Genomic DNA, 18,218 nt, shown 5'->3' with positions numbered 1-18,218 from the left:
GCTTAGTGGATTTCAGTCAGGCTCATGCTCGACTACAAAGACGTTGGAATATAGATTTGCAATAATCTGTTTGCCCTGCTGAGTTAGCGAAAGGTAATACAACGCATCTTTAATATAAGGATGAACGCCATGCCAGTAGAACTTGGGATAGTTTTTGCGAAGATCTCCGGGATGTTGGTAGCCTAAAGCTTTATTAACGCCCGTCTCCTCAAATTCGTAGTAGAGGGCACTAATTTTCTTTAAATAGCGGGGATCACTGAGTTGACCAATCAGATCCGAGGCGCGAATCAAACCTGGATAGTCGATCGTGTCCTGATGATCTTCTGCCGTCGGAATCGGGAAGCGCGTCAACTCAATGTTGCGTTTGACTAGCTCGGCATCAATTAATTTGTGCCCTCCAAAGCGTTCATCGATAAATAATTTGGCACGATCGACGTGATAGGGAGTCAGCGCCGCATCTGACGCACCCGCAGGAAGCCCCACTTTTGCGCCGTCTTTGCCAGTCGCATACAGTCCGTCGCTGTCTTGACGACACACGCCTTTGACATAGCCAATGTCGTGACAGACCAGCGAGATCACAAAATGCAGCCAATCTTCACACGAGACACCCCCTTGACGAATGTGGCGACCCCGCAGAATCTCTTGACCGACCAGCGTCACCAAAATCGAATGCTCAACGTTGTGATAGAGCGCGTCACTATTGGCAATATTTTCCATTGCCATCGACCCAACCCAGCCGATGATGTCTTCATAGTCAGACTTCCAGCCGCCGTAGGTGCGTCGGTAGCCATCTTTGAGCTTGGCAACAAAGTCATCAATTAAAAGTTCGGTGGCATTAAACATGAGGGGCACTCACCGCTGAACGACTGAAATCTATCTATTCTTCTCTTAATTGGAGCAATTTCCGTGAAATTTAGATTAACTTCCGGCGATCGGATGAATAAGCACTCTCACCCCAAACCCATCTCCCGCACGAGAGGGACTTCCAAACAATCTCTAGTTCCCTTTCCTGCGGGAGAGGGCTGCTTTTAGGCGATTTTAAGAAAGTCGTACATCGCATTTGACTCCCGGCGATCGAGTGACTCATCTGGAGGATGACAAGGCGATCGTGACTATCTTATCGTGGCTATTTTGCTATGGGTGATTTGAATGACTATTTAGCGTAAGAACATTTCGCGTACGTCATAATTAAGAAAGATATTTTAGATTTAGAGTTCTTTCACGTTAGATCGCCTAAAAAGGTTTGTAGAGGAAGCATCGTGCCATTAAATACCCTGACAGAATCTGATCCCCCTGAACCGCAGCAACCCCGCAATGCTCAATTTGATGATTCAGGGACGGGCGCTCCTGCTGCTCGTGGGCGTTTGGCAGGAACACGAGGCATCTTAGTCGGGGTGGGAATTGGCATGGCGATCGCTGCGGGTGGCATGACGCTGCTCTCGCAATCTAACAAGCCTGCGGCGGCTCCGGTGGCAGAGACGCAAAGTACTCCAGTCGCGGGTCAGAGCGTGGGTGTAGAGACGGCAAAGTTGGCATTTGTGCCGAAAACCTTTAGCGCTACTGGCAGCGTCGATGCTCAAAATTGGGTGCAGGTTACGCCCCAGGCAACGGGTGTGCAGATTCAACAAATTTTGGTGAATGAGGGAGACACGGTTCAGACGGGGCAGGCGATCGCCGTTCTAGACAGTTCTGTCTTGCAAGATCAATTAAATGAAGCGAAAGCGCAGTTGAGTTCGGCTCAGGCGCAATTCAGTTCGGCTCAGGCACAGTTAAATTCGGCTCAGGCGCAAGTGGCATCCAATCGCTCGATCGTGCAGCAAAAAGAGGCAGTGCTTAAACAGCAGAGGGCAGTATTGGCAGAAGCTGAGAGCAATCTGAGACGCTATCAAGGTCTGCGAAACGATGGCGTAATCAGCAGTCAAGATTTAGAGTCGCGCACCACGTCAGCGACCACTGCACGAGAAGCGATCAGCGTCGCACAATCCAATATCAGCAGCGCTCAAGCGGATGTGGCAAAGGCTCAAGCAGGGGTAAACCAGGCTCAAGCGGGGGTGACACAAGCTCAAGCCGGAATTGATACGAATCGGACGCGCATTCAACAGCTTGAGACTAAGATTGCTCAAACCACAGTGCGATCGCCTGCAAGTGGCATTTTGTCCAAGCGCAACCCCAACGATCAGAAAACAGCCGTTGCTAGAGTGGGCGAACTGACGGGATCGAATCCCCTATTTTATATTGTCCGAAATAGTTCGCTACAGCTTCAAGTGAACATACCTGAAAATCTGCTTTCGCAAGTGAGAGTGGGCGAACCTGCCAAGATCACGTCTGATGCCGATAAGCGGATTAATGTTCAGGGTCGGGTGCGAGAGGTGGAGCCTGTGATCAATCAGCAGACTCGTCAAGCCACCGTCAAGATTGACCTACCCGAAAGTGGGCTGTTGAAACCTGGTATGTTTTTACGATCGAACATCGTGACTCAAAAAGTTCAGGCGGTGGTCGTTAGCGAGAGAGCGGTGGTGTCAGAGGCAGATGGTCGCAAAATTGTCTATGTCTTAGACGGTGAAGATATCGCCCGCGCTAAACCCGTCGAAACTGGCGATCGTAATAATGGACAAATTGTGATCACAAATGGCATTAACCCTGACGATCGCGTAGTGGTCGCAGGTGCAGGATTTGTCAAAGATGGCGATCGCGTGACCGTTGCTAAATAATCTGATCTCTGAAACCTGAAATTTGTCTTTCGCTATGTCTTTTAATATTTCTGCCTGGTCAATTCGCAATCCAGTTCCTACGATCGTTCTGTTTGTCATTTTGACGTTAGCAGGACTGATCGCTTTCCCATTCTTAGGGATTAACGATAATCCCAACGTAGACGTTCCAACTGTGACGGTTACGGTTACTCAACCAGGGGCAGATCCTTCAGAGTTAGAATCGCAAATCACGAGGAAAGTTGAGGATGCAGTTGCGAGTTTAGGCAACATTGATGACATTACTTCAACCGTTAACGATGGCGTTTCTAATACTGTCATCAACTTTGTGTTGGGGACGAATACCGATCGCGCCACCAACGATGTTAGAAATGCAGTCTCTCAGATTCGGCAAAACTTACCGCAAGACATTAACGAGCCTGTAGTCAAACGAGTTGAATTTGCGAGTGGTGGGCCGATCACTACCTATGCTGTTTCATCTGATCAACGATCGGTAGCAGAACTGAGCAATCTGGTCGATCAAACGATTAGCCGAGCCGTGTTAGCGGTGCCCGGAGTCGCGCAAATTCAGCGAGTCGGCGGAGTTGATCGCGAAATTCGGGTTAATTTGAACCCCGATCGTCTACAAGCTCTGGGCATCACCGCCACGCAAGTAAACGACCAAGTACGCACCTTTAACACCAACCTTTCGGGCGGGCGGGGCAACGTCGGCGGCAGCGAACAAAGCATTCGCACGTTAGGCAGTAGCGACAGTGTGCAGACGCTCCAAGACCTGCAAATTACTCTACCGCAAGGCAGCTTTGCCCCGCTCTCTAGTTTAGGAACAGTCACAGATGGGACGGCAGACCCGCGCAAAATTGCTCGACTAAACAATCAGCCTGCGGTTGTCTTTTCGGTCTTGCGGAGTTCGGGCACCACGCTAGTTTCAGTCGAAGAAGCGGTGCGGGCTGCTCTGGATAAATTGCAAACTACGCTGCCTCAAGACATCAAATTGAGGCTGATTAATAATGTGCAGGCAGACTATATTCGGGAGTCGTTTACGGCCTCGGTTGATGCCGTTCTCTTTGGTGCAGGCTTGGCGATCGTGACAATTTGGCTATTCTTGCGAGATTGGCGGGCGACGTTAATCACGGCGGTGGCGCTGCCTTTGTCACTGATTCCCACGTTTATCGTCATGAAAGTGATGGACTACACGCTGAACGATCTGACGCTATTGGGGTTAGCCCTCGTCGTCGGAATTTTGGTCGATGACGCGATCGTAGAAATTGAAAATATCGAACGTCACATGCAGATGGGCAAATCAGCCTATCGAGCCGCGATCGATGCCTCTGATGAGATTGGGTTAGCGGTGGTTGCCACCACGTTTACGATCGTCGCCGTGTTTGGCCCCGTTGCCTTTATGACGGGCATCACCGGACAGTTTTTCCGTCCATTTGGCATCACTGTGGCGGCATCAGTTCTGTTCTCACTGCTGGTTGCGCGGATGGTCACGCCTTTAATGGCAGCTTATCTGATGAAAGACCACGCCAAAGCCCCTAAAGAAGATCGCCTTTCTGCTCAATATCGGCGTTTGCTCACCTGGTCGATTAAACATCGGTTAGTAACTTTAGCCGTTGCGATCGCGTTTCTGGTATTCAGCTTGAGTTTGGTTCCCAGAATCCCGGTTGGGCTGTTCTCAAATGCCGATGTGAGTTTGTCAACCATCTCACTGCAATTGCCACCCGGCTCGACCATTGAAGACACCGATCGAGCCACTCAACAGTTGACCACTTTGCTGCTACAACATCCCGCTGTTGAGGGAGTGCAAACGAGCGAAGCCGTCGCCAAATCAACTCTCTACGCTAAACTCAAGCCCAAATCAGAGCGGAAGATGACTCGCAAAGAGTTTGAAGATCAGATTCGTCCTGTATTTGCTCAAGTTGCGGGGGCGCGAATTAGCTTTGTCAAAGGAGGTCCGGGTGGTGGCTCGAAAGAAGTGTCGATCGTGCTGAAGAGTGAAAATCCGGCAGCGTTGACTCAAGCGGCAAACGAGCTAGAAAAGCAGATGCGCCAAGTCACAGGATTGGTTGAAGTTACGTCGGGTGCCAGTTTGGTAAAGCCAGAAATTTTGATTACGCCTGACCCCGCACGAGCCGCCGACCAAGGCATCACCGTTCAGCAAATTGCCCGAACTGCAAACCTGGCAACGCTAGGAGACTTTGATGCCAACTTAGCAAAGTTTGACTTGCCCGATCGTCAAATTCCGATCCGGGTGCAGCTCGACCCGAAATCGCGCAACAACATTGAGACGATTAAAAGTCTGCAAATTCAAAATAAAAGTGGAACGTTAGTGCCATTACAAACCGTTGCGGATATTAGCTTTGGCAGTGGCCCTTCTCAAATCGATCGCTACAACCGATCGCGCAATATCTCAGTCGAAGCCAACCTAAAAGGTTTAGCACTCGGCGACGCACTCGCCAAAATCAATCAGCTACCGATCTTAAAATCGCTCCCGGCGGGTGTGACGCGAGAAAACTTCGGGAATGCTAAGATTCTCGCCCAAGTGTTTGGCAACTTTGGCGGCGCGCTGCTGGCGGCAGTTGTGTTTATCTACGCAGTGTTGGTGTTGCTGTTTAACGATTTTCTGCATCCCATCACAATTATGGTGGCGTTGCCATTCTCGATCGGGGGTGCCATGCTCGGCTTACTCCTCACTCATAAAGAACTTGGACTGATTGCCATCATTGGCGTAGTTTTGCTGCTGGGTCTGGTGACAAAAAACTCGATTTTGCTAGTAGATTACGCTTTGATTAACCAGAGAGAAGGGAAGTCTACGTATCACGCTGTCATTGATTCTGGAGTCGCGAGATTGCGTCCGATTTTGATGACCACGATCGCGATGATTGCAGGCATGATTCCGATCGCGTTGGGCATTGGGGCAGGTTCTGAGTCGAGAAGTCCGATGGCGATCGCCGTGATTGGCGGTCTACTGACTTCAACTCTGCTGACACTGGTGGTGGTTCCGGTGATCTTTACTTACATCGATCGTTTGCAAGTCGCCATTTTTGGAAAGTTACTCAAAGGCCCGATGAAACGGCGGTCAGAAGATGCGATCGGGGCAGATGGTCGATCGGGCGGTCTTTCTGCTCACAAGTAGAGGTATAATGGCTAGATAACTAGTCGCGGGTATAGTTTAGTGGCAAAATGAATGCTTCCCAAGCATTAGTTGCGAGTTCGATTCTCGCTACCCGCTTAATCAAAGTTTATAGTTTTTTGAGATCTGTTCGTCTGGCTCACTTATCTCATGCTGATTCCAAACGCAGAATGTGATGTTGGAGATGATTAACATGACTACTAAGACTATCAGTTTGTTAGAGGTAGTAGCCCTAACAGCCGATCTTCCTGAGTATAGTTTGCGGCGTGGACAAGTCGGCACAGTAGTTGAAACGTTGGCAAATGGTACAGCATTTGAGGTTGAATTTAGCGATCGCAACGGACGAACTTATGAGTCTGTAGGATTACACCCAGAACAGATCATGGTGCTGCATTTTGAACCAGCTTCACCAGATATTGAACCAGAAATTGTCAAGGCGTAAGCAGCACAACAACGCCGTGTAGCCGATCGCTTGAATCCCTTCATTGTCAAGCGATCGCCCCTATCTAGGCTACGAGTCTGGCAATAGTCCACAATTTCATTCAAGTCATGGCTAGCTTCTACGGAGATGAGGAATCTGGGCATTCCTTCGCCTCGCGTGCTTGGTTCAGTTTTGCTTGCAGTTGGGCGATTACGATTTCCCCATCCAAGACTTCACCAAGAAAATTTGCCTGCTTGAACCTGTGCCTGGATAAATTGCTCGTGTTCGGGCTTGAGTATAATACTCATGGCTTAAAGAATCGGGTTAGAACCATCATGAACAATCGTCAACTATTCTTGAGTGACATCAAACCTTCCTATCTCCGCAGCCAGATGCGTCTTAGCAGAGAAATCTACGACAATTGGCGCAACTAAGCTTAATAAATATGGAGGTTCCTATGCGAATCGCTCAGATTGCTCCCTTGTGGGAGAGCGTACCTCCCCCTGCTTACGGGGGGGCTGAGTTGGTCGTTAGCCTGTTGACCGATGAGTTGGTGCAGCGCGGACACGATGTAACGTTATTTGCGTCAGGTGACTCTGTGAGCCTTGCTCAGTTAGAGGCAATTCATCCTCGTGCATTGCGGCTTGACCCTAATGTTAAAGAGCATCCGATCTATGAGATGCTACAACTCGGTCATGTCTATCAGAGGGCGCAAGAGTTTGATATTATTCATTCTCACATTGGTTGTGCCGCTCTGCCCTGTTCGCCTTTGGTCAAAACTCCAACGCTACACACCCTGCACGGCTCGTTTTCGATCGACAACGAAAAGCTGTTTACTCATTTTCGCGATCAGCCCTACGTCAGTATTTCAAACACTCAGCGCGAACCGAGGCTGGGGCTGAATTATATCGCAACCGTTTATAACGGAATTAACCCGGCAGCACACAAATTTTATCCTGAGCCAGATGGGTCACCTTATCTGGCTTTTTTAGGGCGAATTTCTCCTGAAAAAGGCCCGCACCTAGCGATCGAGATTGCCAAACGATCAGGCTGGCACCTCAAAATGGCGGGCAAAATCGATCGGGTCGATGTCGATTATTTTGAGCAAGAAATTAAGCCCCACATTGACGGCAAGCAAATCGAATATTTAGGCGAAGCCAATCACGTTCAAAAAAACATCTTGATGGGCAATGCAGTGGCAACCCTATTTCCGATCACTTGGCAAGAACCCTTCGGACTTGTGATGATCGAGTCGATGGTCGCCGGAACGCCCGTGATTGCCCTAGAGCTTGGTTCAACGTCTGAAATTATTGTTGACGGCAAGACCGGGTTTCTCTGTCAAAACGTGGATGAATGTATTCATGCAGTTAAGAAAGTGCATGATCTCGATCGCAATGCCTGCCGTGATCATGTCGTTAATTACTTTGGTGTAAAACAAATGACCGATGGTTATGAGGCAGTCTATCAACAACTTTTAGCAGAACGCTTTTCTAAGAACGGACGCGCTCACCAATATGTAGGCATCAGGTAACTCACTCAACAACACGAATTTAGAAAAAGTAGCAACGGATGAACAGTTAGCAAGGTCATGGCAGTGCTGTGCCCCCACAAGAATCTGTCGCACTTATTGATTAAATAGGTGAAGCTCAATTCTATGAATTAAGAGCAGACACTTAGTAAATGCTTTAGAGATAGCTACTCTGAAGGCCACTAACTTGCTGCTCTTAATCCAGACTATATGCTAAAGATAACGATCGTGAAAAGAATCTAGAATCGCTAGAATCTATGTGAGAGAACTGCCCGCTTGGGAGAGAAGTTGCCCCAACTGTTGCAGTTTAGACATTGCATCACCACTTGCGGTTCCGCCAGCAGCAGCGGTTTGAGCGCCCAGATCAGAAAGAAGTTCACCGATCGCGGCACCACTCATGCCTTTGCCCTCAAGCGCCATTTTTAATTCACCCAGCGTTTCTGCGATTTCGGTGCCTTGCAACTGAGACTGCCAGCTTTCGATCGTGCTGATCACCGCTTCAGGAGGCAAGGATGTAATTCCACTTTGTAGGGCAGCGATCGTGGAATCTAAATCAACGGTTTGAGTCATATCAGCCATATCAGCCTTCCTTTTTTATCGTGAACGTTTGACAAGTTGCTTAGGAATTTGCAACTCAGAATCACCCTTACACCTAGCTTGATTCTTCTTTACACAACTCTTCAATTCGTCAGCCGAAGGAGAGATATCCGCTCATCGGCAACTGTGTTCAATGAGGCTGGTTAGCGGCTCGATCGATCGCTACAATAGGGGCACAAAACTTCTGATTGATTAGCTGTCTGATCAGCTTCAGAAATGGGATGACCACAGTCGCGCCGTAGCTCAAACGATCCATCAGTCACCCCTTGAATAACGGCGACTCGCTGATCAAACACAAAGCATTCTCCTTGCCATAAACTTTGATCGTCGGGCACTTTTTCGAGATAGTTGAGAATGCCGCCTTGCAGGTGATAGACCTCTTCAAACCCTTCGGAGAGCATAAAAGCCGACGCTTTCTCACAGCGAATTCCACCTGTGCAAAACATGGCGATTTTTTTGTGCTGGCTGGGGTCAAGCTGCGATCGCACATAGTCAGGAAACTGACGAAAGGATTGTGTTTGCGGATCAAGGGCCCGATCGAAGGTGCCAATTCCGACTTCAAACCGATTGCGGACATCGATGACGGTCACGTCTGGATCAGAAATCAGCGCATTCCACTCAGACGGGCTAACGTAAGTTCCGACTTGCTGACTGGGGTCGATTTCTGGCATCCCCAACGTCACAATTTCTTTTTTTAGCTTTACCTTGATGCGATCGAAGGGCTGCGACTCGGTATCAGACTCTTTAATCTCTAAGTCTGCTAACTGAGGATCGGCTTTGAGAAATGCCAAGACAGTATCAACTGCATGACGGCTTCCGGCGATCGTGCCATTAATGCCTTCTTCTGCCAGCAAAATGGTTCCTTTTACCCCGTGGGTTAAGCAACACGACAGCAAAGGATTTCTGATCTCGACCCAGTTATAAAGCCGCACAAACTTATAAAAGGCTGCTACGACTTGGGGCATACTCTATCCACTCCTAAAGGCGTATTTCATCATACGACAGTCGATCGCGAGAGGGTACGGCAGTGCCAGGCCCCTACTGTGCCCTCTCGCACTGTCGCGTAAATCAGATTGATATTAACTGATGACAGCGTACTCTTAACTCATGATAAACAACAACAAATTATGCAATATTCTTGTTTAGCAATAAAAAACCGACAGTTTTCATAAGAAATCCGTCGGTCAGTCGTGTGTTCCCTGTTGATGACTCGGCTAAAGTTGAGTCCTGTACAGTATGTCTGTCAGATGACTCACCTTTAGCGATCTCGATCACATAATAAAATGATCACAATCACAAGGCGAGTTTAAAAGTTACCAAACCCTTACAGAAGAAAGGTCGTGCCACTACCTGGATCGATTGCACAAATCAAATTGGTATAACTTCCCGCGCTATTGGCAGAATTTTTCGACGCAGCGCACAAAGAGTTCGACACCCGTGCTGAGAGCAGTTTCGTCAAAATCAAAGCGAGGATGATGATGGGGATAGTCTAATCCTTTCTCAGCGTTAGCAGACCCTAAAAAGAAATAACAGCCCGGAACCGCTTGTAGGAAAAATGACATGTCTTCACCGCCCATTGTTTGACAGTTAGGAACGATTCCTAAAGGGGACTCGATGACAGTTTCAGCCACCGATCGCACCAAGTCAGCGATCGCGCAATCGTTAATCACAGGCGGATAGAGTTTCTCATAATTCAATTCATAGTGTGCCCCATGACTGTGACAGATTCCGGCGATCACTTGCTCAAGGCGTGGGGCAAAATAATCGCCATATTTGGGGTTGAAATAACGAACAGTGCCTTTGAGTCGAGCCGTATCAGCAATGACGTTGCAAGCAGTTCCGGCGTGAAATTCGCCGATCGTCACGACCGCAGATTCGATCGGGTCAATATTTCGCGCCACGATTGTTTGCAGGGCATTCACCACTTGCGAGGCAACCACGATCGAGTCAATGGTTTGTTGCGGGATTGCGCCGTGTCCCCCTTTGCCAAAAATAGTGCAGCTAAACGTCTCGACGGCTGCCATCAACGCCCCCGATCGAATGCCTGCCATTCCTAACGGCAATTGGTTCCACAGATGCAGCCCAATGATCGCATCGACATCAGGATTTTTGAGCACCCCAGCCTTTACCATTGGCAGCGCGCCCCCTGGGCCTTCCTCGGCAGGTTGAAAAATAAGTTTGACGGTGCCAGCAAAGTCACGATTTTGTGACAAATAACGAGCGGTGCCGAGCGCGATCGTCGTGTGTCCATCGTGACCGCAGGCGTGCATAACTCCATCGTGCTGCGATTTGTAGGGCACCTCATTTTCTTCTTGAATCGGCAGCGCATCCATATCTGCCCGAATCGCCAAAACCTTACCCGGACGGTTGCCATGAATCGTCGCGACCACTCCAGTCTCGGCAATTTGGGTTTGATGATCAACGCCCCATTCTTGAAGTTTTTGGGCGACAAATTGTGAGGTCAGTCGCTCACGAAAGCCTAGTTCGGGGCGTTGATGCAGAGTTCTGCGCCACTCGACCAACTGAGGATGCAATGCCTGGATGTCTGGACGAATCCGAGATGAGTCGATCGCAGACGGATTCGCAAAAGTGGAAACCATAGATCAATACAATTTTTGAGTGAACGATCAGCGTTGCTTAGTCAACTCGTAACTCGCCTATTTTTTAATTCTAAAGCTTATTTTGGCTTCAATCTTTAACGCCCAAACTCCCTAAAAATCTTATTGACTAAAACGAAGTATCGAAAAATTTAGCGGTTTGTTTGTTTGCCCGTATCACCGCTAATTCTCTATCAACGCAATAAGAATGTTGGTAACTACAACCATTTACTTTGCTATGAGCCTCTGACACGATCGAGATTATGGGAAAAGCAGGAAAGGCGCTTAGGCAAGTGCTGGCTACCTACAACATTAACCAGAATCGATTGGCGGTGACGATGGGAATCAACCGTTCAACCGTTCACCAATGGGTAAATGAAATCAGTGACCCGCTCGCAGAAGCCGTGACTGAGATGATCAAAGCCTTGGGCAAAATTGATGAAGCTGCCGCCAAAGATTTTATTGATCTCTATTTAGAACGCAACTTACAGCAAAACGACAGCGCCCACTGAACGGTAGAGTGTGAAGGGTAGAATTGTTGATTCTGTCTTTTTCAATCTATGAGAAACCCTCCTCAACCGTTGCCCGAAAATCTTTGGGGTGAACGCTGGCGATTTGCTTCTTTGTCTGCGATCGAGCTTTCTGAAGCCTTTACAGGACGGTTAATTCCAGTGATCGAGATGCCCGATGATCTCGCACCGATCAAGTTAGGAATCGCCTCAGACGTGGCAGTGCCAGGCGTGGTGATTGATGGCGGACGGCGATCGCTGCAACTCGCTCGATGGCTGCAAGCGGCGCGTCCGATCTCGTTGATGGCGATCGCGGGGGCACCCGATGGGTTGATCTTGGAAGCTGGGGAAGCCGATCGCTGGATTGTTGCCACTTTCGACGATCCTGAAGTCAGATCTGCCGCCCAACTCTATGAACAGCGCAAACAAGCGAGCAAAGGTCTGCATTTTCTGCTGGTGCAACCCGACGACTCAGGAATGACTTACACCGGGGTTTGGTTGTTGAAACATCAAGACTCTAACATTCTGTCAAAGCTGGATTAATGGTCTAGGAAATTTGCAACTTTGGGGCGATCGCATCTAAAACTTATTGGCGATCGGATCTGACGAGCTAACGGCTAAAGTGAGCGGCGGTAAGAGAACTAGAACGAAGCGCGAAGTCTCTGTACCGTCTGCTCCACTGTTTTGTTATGCCGCTTCTTCACGATCAACTTCCCGGACATGAACAACTCTAGCTTTGCACGGAGTCGTTGAGTTGCTGTTGAAGTTGCTGGACTGCTTCGATCGATAATCCAGTGCCACGAGCAACGGTTTCAACAGATACGCCTTCTCGCAGAAGATTGAGTGCGATTGCTCGATCCCTTTCTTGCTGAATCGAACGGTAAATGACAGATTCTTGCATAATGTCCCTTTGTACCAAACGATAAATTACATCTTGCTCTAATCTTAACCCAGCCAAAATCGCTGACGCTGCCATCAAATTTGCTTGTGTTGTTGGATCTTCAATCTGATCCACAATTTGCGTGACTTGCCGCAAAATGCCTTCTGGACTCTCACTCTGTCCCAACGTTGCAAACGGCAATAATCCAGGATATTGCAGGAAAAGTGAGACAGGCTGCTCCCAGAGCCGAATCACATCAAACTCATGACGGGTGCGCTCCAGTTCGTAGCTCGTTTGATAAGCCAGTTCAGAGGTGGTGGGCTTGAGATAAATGACCACTTGTCGCATCGGTTTCCCTTTGTAGCGCCGCTGTCCTCGAACGCGATAATCCAGCATCCGAAATGGAATTTCCTGCTTCGGTAACGTTTGGAATTTGATGTGCAGGATAGACTCTTCCGACTGAAGCAGAATCATGGCATCGGCTCAAATCGGATCGAGGGAGAGTTCGGAGGGTTGAATCTCTGTCAGGGTGACAGGTGTTCCGAGCAGCCAACTGGCGAAGTCGGCTGAGAAGTGTTCGGCAAGGAATCGGCAGGTGTCATCGTACATAGAAATAGTAAGATTGTACGCCCTATGATGCCGATTTAATTTTCAGAAAACCCAAAGTTTGATGAATGATGATTACGAGTGATCGCCTTTACCGGCTTGTACAGAATTGCCGTCTCTTAAGTACAGTACTCCGGGTGCGATTCGTTGAGTGACGAAATACGGTAACCAGTCCGTCCATAATCACTCCAGCCAAGACTCCTAAGTCTAGCTGAACTTCCCGCTTGATGTCGGTGCAAGTCCTACCCTTCAAACTCAGAAGTGACTCCTGATCTGCCCACAGTGAGCAAGCTCGGTTCTTGCAGGCTGAAGCTGGGAACAGGGCGCAATCAGACAACGGTTATGCGTTGACACTGGCGCTAACAGGGGGTTCCTACGATGAAACCAGATTCTCAAAAAGCGACCTAACTGTGAGCAAGGCATAACCACAAAACCTTGACTTTGCCAGAGTATTGTATCCCGCCGTGTCTCCGGAGGAAACCGGTCAGAGTCAGGGGTTCTGGCGGTTGAATTGAATCCATCTAAGGGAACGAGCAATCGAACGGGAGGAACGAATAAAAACAGTCTGTTCGGTCTGGGGAGAAGTCGAACCCCAGTAGGCTAGACGAGCAGCGGAATCCCGCAGACTGGGTAGGATGACCCGTGATTGGGTCAAGGTTCAAAGCAAACACTCTTTGGCGTGAGCGCATGATTAGACACAGCCAGCAGGCTAGTGAATTGTGGAAGAAGCTCCCGTGGAAGCGATTCCGACGGAACTTATTCCGCCTCCAAAATCGAGTGTTCAAAGCAGTTTCAGTGGGCAACCTGCGAAAGGCGCGGTCACTCCAAAAACTGATTTTCAAGTCTACAGCCGCCCGATTTCTAGCAATCCGTCAAGTGACCCAACTGAATGCGGGTAAAAAGACGGCGGGCGTTGACGGCAAAGCATTCCTCACGATTGAAGAACGCTTTGACCTGAGCAACCTGCTCAAAGAAACCGTCAACCAATGGAAACCCTCGAAGCTTCGCAAAATCCCAATCCCTAAAAAGGACGGGACAAAGCGAATGCTAAAAGTACCGACCATCGCGGATAGAGCTTGGCAATGTCTAGTTAAGTACGCGCTGGAACCCGCCCATGAAGCAACCTTCCACGCCAGGAGCTACGGGTTTAGAACCGGACGCTCGGCACACGATGCCCAGAAAGTTTTGTTTCTAAACCTCAACTCTCATGCGAATGGAATCGGTAAACGCGTCCTCGAACTCGATATCGAAAAATGCTTCGACCGGATCAACCATGCCGCCATCCTGGACAACCTGATTGCCCCAAAAGGGGTCAAGACCGGAATTTTCCGCTGTCTCAAAGCAGGAGTCAATCCAGGATTTCCTGAACAAGGCACCGTACAAGGTGGCGTGGTTAGCCCACTACTCGCGAACATCGCTCTCAACGGGATTGAAGACATTCATCAAAGCGTTCGGTACGCCGACGATATGGTGTTTATCCTCAAACCTCAAGACGATGCAGAGGAGATTTTGACGCGAATCAGTAAATTTTTGGCAGAACGGGGACTGAAGGTCAGTGAGCGGAAGACCAAACTTACACGCACGACAGATGGATTCGACTTCCTAGGGTGGCACTTCAAAGTGCAAACCAACGGAAAGTTTAGAAGCGTCCCTTCGGTGGACAACTTCAAAGCATTCCGCCAGAAAGTAAAAGCCATTGTTAACCACTCAAACTATGGAGCCACGGTCAAAGCGCTCAAGCTGGCACCCGTGGTTAGAGGCTGGAGGAACTACCACCGCTTCTGCAAACTGGAGGGGTCACGATTCTCGCTGTACTTTCTCCAAAACAGAGCGTACAAAGTGTTCAACAAGGAACCCAAGCAGACTCGCTACTCTACCAAAAGATTGTTAGATCAAGCTTTCCCTGCCGTTCCTTACTCCGAAAACAAACACGTCAATGTCAAAGGGGAGAAATCCCCTTACGATGGCGACTTAACGTACTGGAGTGAACGTAACAGTAAACTCTATGACGGTGCGACCTCTAGAGTCCTAAAACGACAAAACCATTCCTGTGCCTGTTGTGGATACAAGATGACCTCTGAGGAACAGGTTCACCTGCATCATCAAGATGGAAATCACCACAACTGGAAAGCGACAAATCTGGAGGCTCTACACGAGTCTTGCCATAATTATGCACACAGGAGCAAAGGCACAGCCTGATTGAATCGGGAGCCGTGTGCGGGAAAACTTGCACGCACGGATCTAACTGGGAGGGGAGGGAGATCATACTCCCCCTCGACCCAACCACAAAATTTGAGCAGGTTTTAACCTCGAACCCTGATTCAACCGTAGGCTTGATCTTTTTTTCAAAGTCAGGGGTGGAGCTAACATTGAAAAAATAGCTCAGTCCTGAAACCGTAAGCCCTGAAAGCCTTTTGAAATCGTTCCAAAAAATGTCCGAACCATTGATTAAGAAGCATGGACGCAGAGCCAATAGTATCTTTCGCTATGGGTTTGACTGTGAACGAAGCAGTGTTCTCAAACTGGAACAGAAACGAGTGATTTCTTAGACGTTCTACAATTTTCGTCCTGTAATTAGGTAAATACAAGAGGATAGAAGTTTAAAGAGAAGTCTCCAGGAGAACTTCCTTCTACATATTCAGGAACTAAATCAAAGGTTTCGGTTCCATAGCAGAAGTTTTGAATGAAGTTGAAGAAATCGCGTCCCAACAGCACCGGATCAATGCAGTCAGGACTGACCGAATTTGCCCAGTGAATTTCATAGCTTCCATCTGACTCTTGGTAGGTTCTCAGATCCCAAAAAATCAAATGTTCACCCGTAGCAGATTCCCCAAATACAAACGCAGATCTCAGTTGCTCTATATATTGCTGGTCACGTTTAAAGTTCTCTCCGAATCTTTCAATGTGCCGAATCGCCTCCTGTATACGTCGCTCACTGGCTTTTATGAAGAACTTCGTTGGGCAGTAAACTCTTGCAATATCCGATAACTCTCCCGATCCCAAAACTTGGCAGAATTCTTTATAGCCTGAAGGAAGGATGATTTTGTACTCAGCTTCCGTAGCGCTCAGTGTCTCTGCGTTGAGGGTTTCTTGTCCCTCGCCCACAAGAACTTCTAAACTCTGAATTAGTTTCTTCCATTTTTCTGACATCATTAAAGTTCTTAAGGGTTGAGAAGGAGTAATGGGCGAATCGTTGAAGCCGCAAAGCTAAAAGGCGAGATGAAAACTACGGAAGCATCAACAGCGATTGGTCTCAGTAGCTTTGTAGCATTTGGTTTAGGTCGCTGATACTTCAAGTTAACCGTTAGAACGGCTGATAAATGCCCTGTATTTGGCGGACATTGCTTACTGTTATTATCATACTGAACCTTATCAATGTTGGCTCTGATTGCATTTTCAAAAGCTCTCCAAGTGGACTGTGGATTCTGATTGTATCCACTTCTTGTTTGTGCAAAAAGATTGTTCTCGTCTCTGCCACTTCCACCGAGTTGTGCTCCAACTATGTGTCCAGCATCATCTCCGGTTCTACGATCTGGAACTTTACTTCTAGCTGATGTGGAAACATCCGAACCCGTTCTAGTAGGCGAAAAAATTATCGCTGCTTTTGTCTTATCAGACACTATATAGGTATTTGGATCAGCTTTCCTAGCTGTAATGACCGATGTGATATTGGATGTGTTGTGTGAACCATTTTTGTCAACATATTTGATCTCGCGATATTGGGACCCAACAAAACCGTGCAAGCCCGTTGGATCAGTAGTATTAGTCGGTGAATTCCCGACATACCTATATAAATTACCGTCCCCTGCCCCAAACCCTGTAGGGTCTTGCCCAATAAACCGTCCATTCCGGGAGTCATAATACCTCGCCCGGTAATAGTACAGTCCGGTTTCGCCATCGAATTCCCGCCCGGTGTACTGATAGCGCGAGGTATCGGTTGCATTCGTCATCGTGGAGGTCACATTTCCAAACGCATCGTAGTCATATCGATTCCGCACTGTCCCATCGTTTCCAACCAGCGCTCTGACTGAACCCAACTGGTCGGTCACCATCCAGGAAACATTCCCACTGCCCTTATCTTGCGCGAGGATTTGGTCTACTTGGGTGCCATAGAAGTAGCGCACCGTAGGCGTTGTTGCGGTGCCATTGAATTCTAGGGCGAGGTTGCCTCGGTCGTACACATAGCGTGTTGTCATTCCCTCTGTCGTCTTGGCAATGCGTTGATTGTGAGCATCATAGGCATAGGACACGGATAATCCTGCGGTATCGGTAACACTGGTGAGACGATTGCGGGAATCCCAGTTAAACGTCCCCGTTACATTCGTGGCGATTTCGGTGCGAGTTTTAAGATTGCCCTCATCGTCGTAAGTGTAAGCATACTTCCCGTCGGAGGAGAGCTGGTTATTGGTGCCCGTGACGTAACCCATGTTGGTGCGATTGCCATTGGCATCATAGGTGTAATTCTCATCGGTGCGCGCCACTGAGCTGTAGTCCGCCTGTTTCAGTTCATCATTTTTGGCGTAGTTATAATTGACAAAGGTGCCGTCTGCATTCTGCACTTTACGAATCCGACTGCCATTGTCGTAGTTAAAGGCGTAGCTAGAGAGTATTCCTCCCGTGGCGTTAGCGTGTTGAATCTGGGTCAGGCGGTTGAGTGGGTCATTGTGAGCATAGGTGGTGGTGGCTACGGTCTGATTAAATGTTCCTCCGGTCAGGCGTTGCAGGGTTTCCATCTGCCCGACGGCGTTATAGGAGAGCTTGACGCGCTTATTGGTTATCCCAGCGCCTGACTGAGTAATTTGGGTTGTCCGATCGAGGGCATCGTACTTATAGGCAGTAGTGCCATCGGCGACTCCATTGATGGTATTGGTGACCGATGTGAGGTTTCCTGCCTGGTCGTAGCTATAGTTTAGTGCCACGCGGGTCACGCCTCCCACCCCGAGATTATCGATCGCCCTCAATCGATCGAGGTCATCATAGGTGTAGCCATACTCCGAAAGTTTCGTCGTCGTTCCTCCGGATACTGAGTTATGTGACATCAACTAATCGATCGAGGACATCGTATTGAGAGGTGAACGATCGCGTCACGGCTCCTGCACTCATCCAATTTTCTTGGGTTTGACGACTCAAATTATCGTACTCAAAGGTGCGGGTCAGCCCATTGCGATCGCTTTAGGACTCCTCTCTACTCCGGGGGCGGGGTGTTCTCCATCGATATTTAGACGCTACCGATTCCCAA

15 protein-coding genes, 1 tRNA gene and 1 pseudogene are annotated in these 18,218 nt (G+C 48.7%); 9 read left to right on the top strand and 8 right to left on the bottom strand.

All coding sequences use genetic code 11. The features are described from left to right. Nucleotides 1–12 precede the first annotated feature (12 nt). Complete coding sequence (locus BRW63_RS19520) at nt 13–843, bottom strand: Npun_R2479 family HD domain-containing metalloprotein (protein ID WP_073074083.1); 831 nt, start codon at nt 841–843, stop codon at nt 13–15. A 416-nt stretch (nt 844–1,259) separates the two neighbouring features. On the opposite strand from BRW63_RS19520, the gene BRW63_RS19515 reads away from it, so the two are divergent. The 5 genes from BRW63_RS19515 (at nt 1,260) to BRW63_RS19495 (ending at nt 7,793) form a co-directional block, all read left to right on the top strand. Next, a complete protein-coding gene (locus BRW63_RS19515) occupies nt 1,260–2,711 on the top strand; it encodes an efflux RND transporter periplasmic adaptor subunit (protein ID WP_073074082.1) in 1,452 nt (483 codons plus the stop codon). 34 nt (nt 2,712–2,745) lie between these two features. After that, a complete protein-coding gene (locus BRW63_RS19510; protein ID WP_073074081.1) occupies nt 2,746–5,844 on the top strand; it encodes an efflux RND transporter permease subunit in 3,099 nt (1,032 codons plus the stop codon). A gap of 25 nt (nt 5,845–5,869) precedes the next feature. After that, nucleotides 5,870–5,940: transfer RNA gene (locus BRW63_RS19505), tRNA-Gly, on the top strand. Between the two features lie 94 nt (nt 5,941–6,034). After that, the gene (locus tag BRW63_RS19500; RefSeq protein WP_073074116.1) at nt 6,035–6,283 is read left to right on the top strand and encodes a DUF4926 domain-containing protein; all 249 of its coding nucleotides are present in this window, start codon (nt 6,035–6,037) and stop codon (nt 6,281–6,283) included. A gap of 436 nt (nt 6,284–6,719) precedes the next feature. Next, a complete protein-coding gene (locus tag BRW63_RS19495; protein ID WP_073074115.1) occupies nt 6,720–7,793 on the top strand; it encodes a glycosyltransferase family 4 protein in 1,074 nt (357 codons plus the stop codon). Nucleotides 7,794–8,045: 252 nt separating this feature from the next. Here the strand turns inward: BRW63_RS19495 and BRW63_RS19490 are convergent, their stop codons facing one another. From BRW63_RS19490 to BRW63_RS19480, 3 genes are all read right to left on the bottom strand, one after another. Further along, nucleotides 8,046–8,369: a hypothetical protein gene (locus BRW63_RS19490; protein ID WP_073074080.1), complete on the bottom strand. Its 324-nt coding sequence runs from the start codon at nt 8,367–8,369 to the stop codon at nt 8,046–8,048. A gap of 161 nt (nt 8,370–8,530) precedes the next feature. After that, complete coding sequence (gene trhO / locus BRW63_RS19485; protein ID WP_073074079.1) at nt 8,531–9,352, bottom strand: oxygen-dependent tRNA uridine(34) hydroxylase TrhO; 822 nt, start codon at nt 9,350–9,352, stop codon at nt 8,531–8,533. A gap of 426 nt (nt 9,353–9,778) precedes the next feature. Next, on the bottom strand, nt 9,779–10,987 hold the full coding sequence (locus BRW63_RS19480; RefSeq protein WP_073074078.1) for a M20 metallopeptidase family protein: 1,209 nt from the start codon (nt 10,985–10,987) through the stop codon (nt 9,779–9,781). A gap of 260 nt (nt 10,988–11,247) precedes the next feature. On the opposite strand from BRW63_RS19480, the gene BRW63_RS19475 reads away from it, so the two are divergent. Both BRW63_RS19475 and BRW63_RS19470 read left to right on the top strand, forming a co-directional pair. Then, the gene (locus BRW63_RS19475; protein ID WP_073074077.1) at nt 11,248–11,496 is read left to right on the top strand and encodes a helix-turn-helix domain-containing protein; all 249 of its coding nucleotides are present in this window, start codon (nt 11,248–11,250) and stop codon (nt 11,494–11,496) included. A 48-nt stretch (nt 11,497–11,544) separates the two neighbouring features. After that, entirely contained in the window at nt 11,545–12,036 is a 492-nt protein-coding gene (locus BRW63_RS19470; protein ID WP_073074076.1) for a Tab2 family RNA-binding protein, read from the top strand. 187 nt (nt 12,037–12,223) lie between these two features. On the opposite strand, the gene BRW63_RS19465 is transcribed toward BRW63_RS19470, so the two are convergent. Further along, complete coding sequence (locus BRW63_RS19465; protein WP_219898658.1) at nt 12,224–12,847, bottom strand: RpnC/YadD family protein; 624 nt, start codon at nt 12,845–12,847, stop codon at nt 12,224–12,226. A 9-nt stretch (nt 12,848–12,856) separates the two neighbouring features. Continuing rightward, nucleotides 12,857–12,982, bottom strand: coding sequence for a hypothetical protein (locus BRW63_RS29625; protein WP_262983556.1), 126 nt, complete (start codon nt 12,980–12,982; stop codon nt 12,857–12,859). A gap of 684 nt (nt 12,983–13,666) precedes the next feature. Here BRW63_RS29625 and BRW63_RS19460 point away from each other — a divergent pair. Both BRW63_RS19460 and BRW63_RS30180 read left to right on the top strand, forming a co-directional pair. Continuing rightward, entirely contained in the window at nt 13,667–15,178 is a 1,512-nt protein-coding gene (locus BRW63_RS19460; RefSeq protein WP_073074074.1) for a reverse transcriptase domain-containing protein, read from the top strand. Between the two features lie 248 nt (nt 15,179–15,426). Then, nucleotides 15,427–15,557, top strand: a pseudogene (locus tag BRW63_RS30180) (IS4 family transposase); the annotation flags it as partial. On the opposite strand, the gene BRW63_RS19455 reads toward BRW63_RS30180, so the two are convergent. Then, nucleotides 15,554–16,132 (bottom strand): SMI1/KNR4 family protein, encoded by a 579-nt coding sequence (locus BRW63_RS19455; protein WP_073072600.1) that lies wholly within the window; start codon nt 16,130–16,132, stop codon nt 15,554–15,556. The pseudogene BRW63_RS30180 and the gene BRW63_RS19455 overlap by 4 nt on opposite strands. A gap of 8 nt (nt 16,133–16,140) precedes the next feature. Beyond that, entirely contained in the window at nt 16,141–18,018 is a 1,878-nt protein-coding gene (locus BRW63_RS19450) for an RHS repeat-associated core domain-containing protein (RefSeq protein ID WP_073072598.1), read from the bottom strand. Between the last annotated feature and the right edge of the window lie 200 nt (nt 18,019–18,218).

Source organism: Phormidesmis priestleyi ULC007 (assembly GCF_001895925.1).
Lineage (GTDB): Bacteria > Cyanobacteriota > Cyanobacteriia > Leptolyngbyales > Leptolyngbyaceae > Phormidesmis_A > Phormidesmis_A priestleyi_A.
This window is presented reverse-complemented; position numbering and strand designations above follow the sequence as displayed.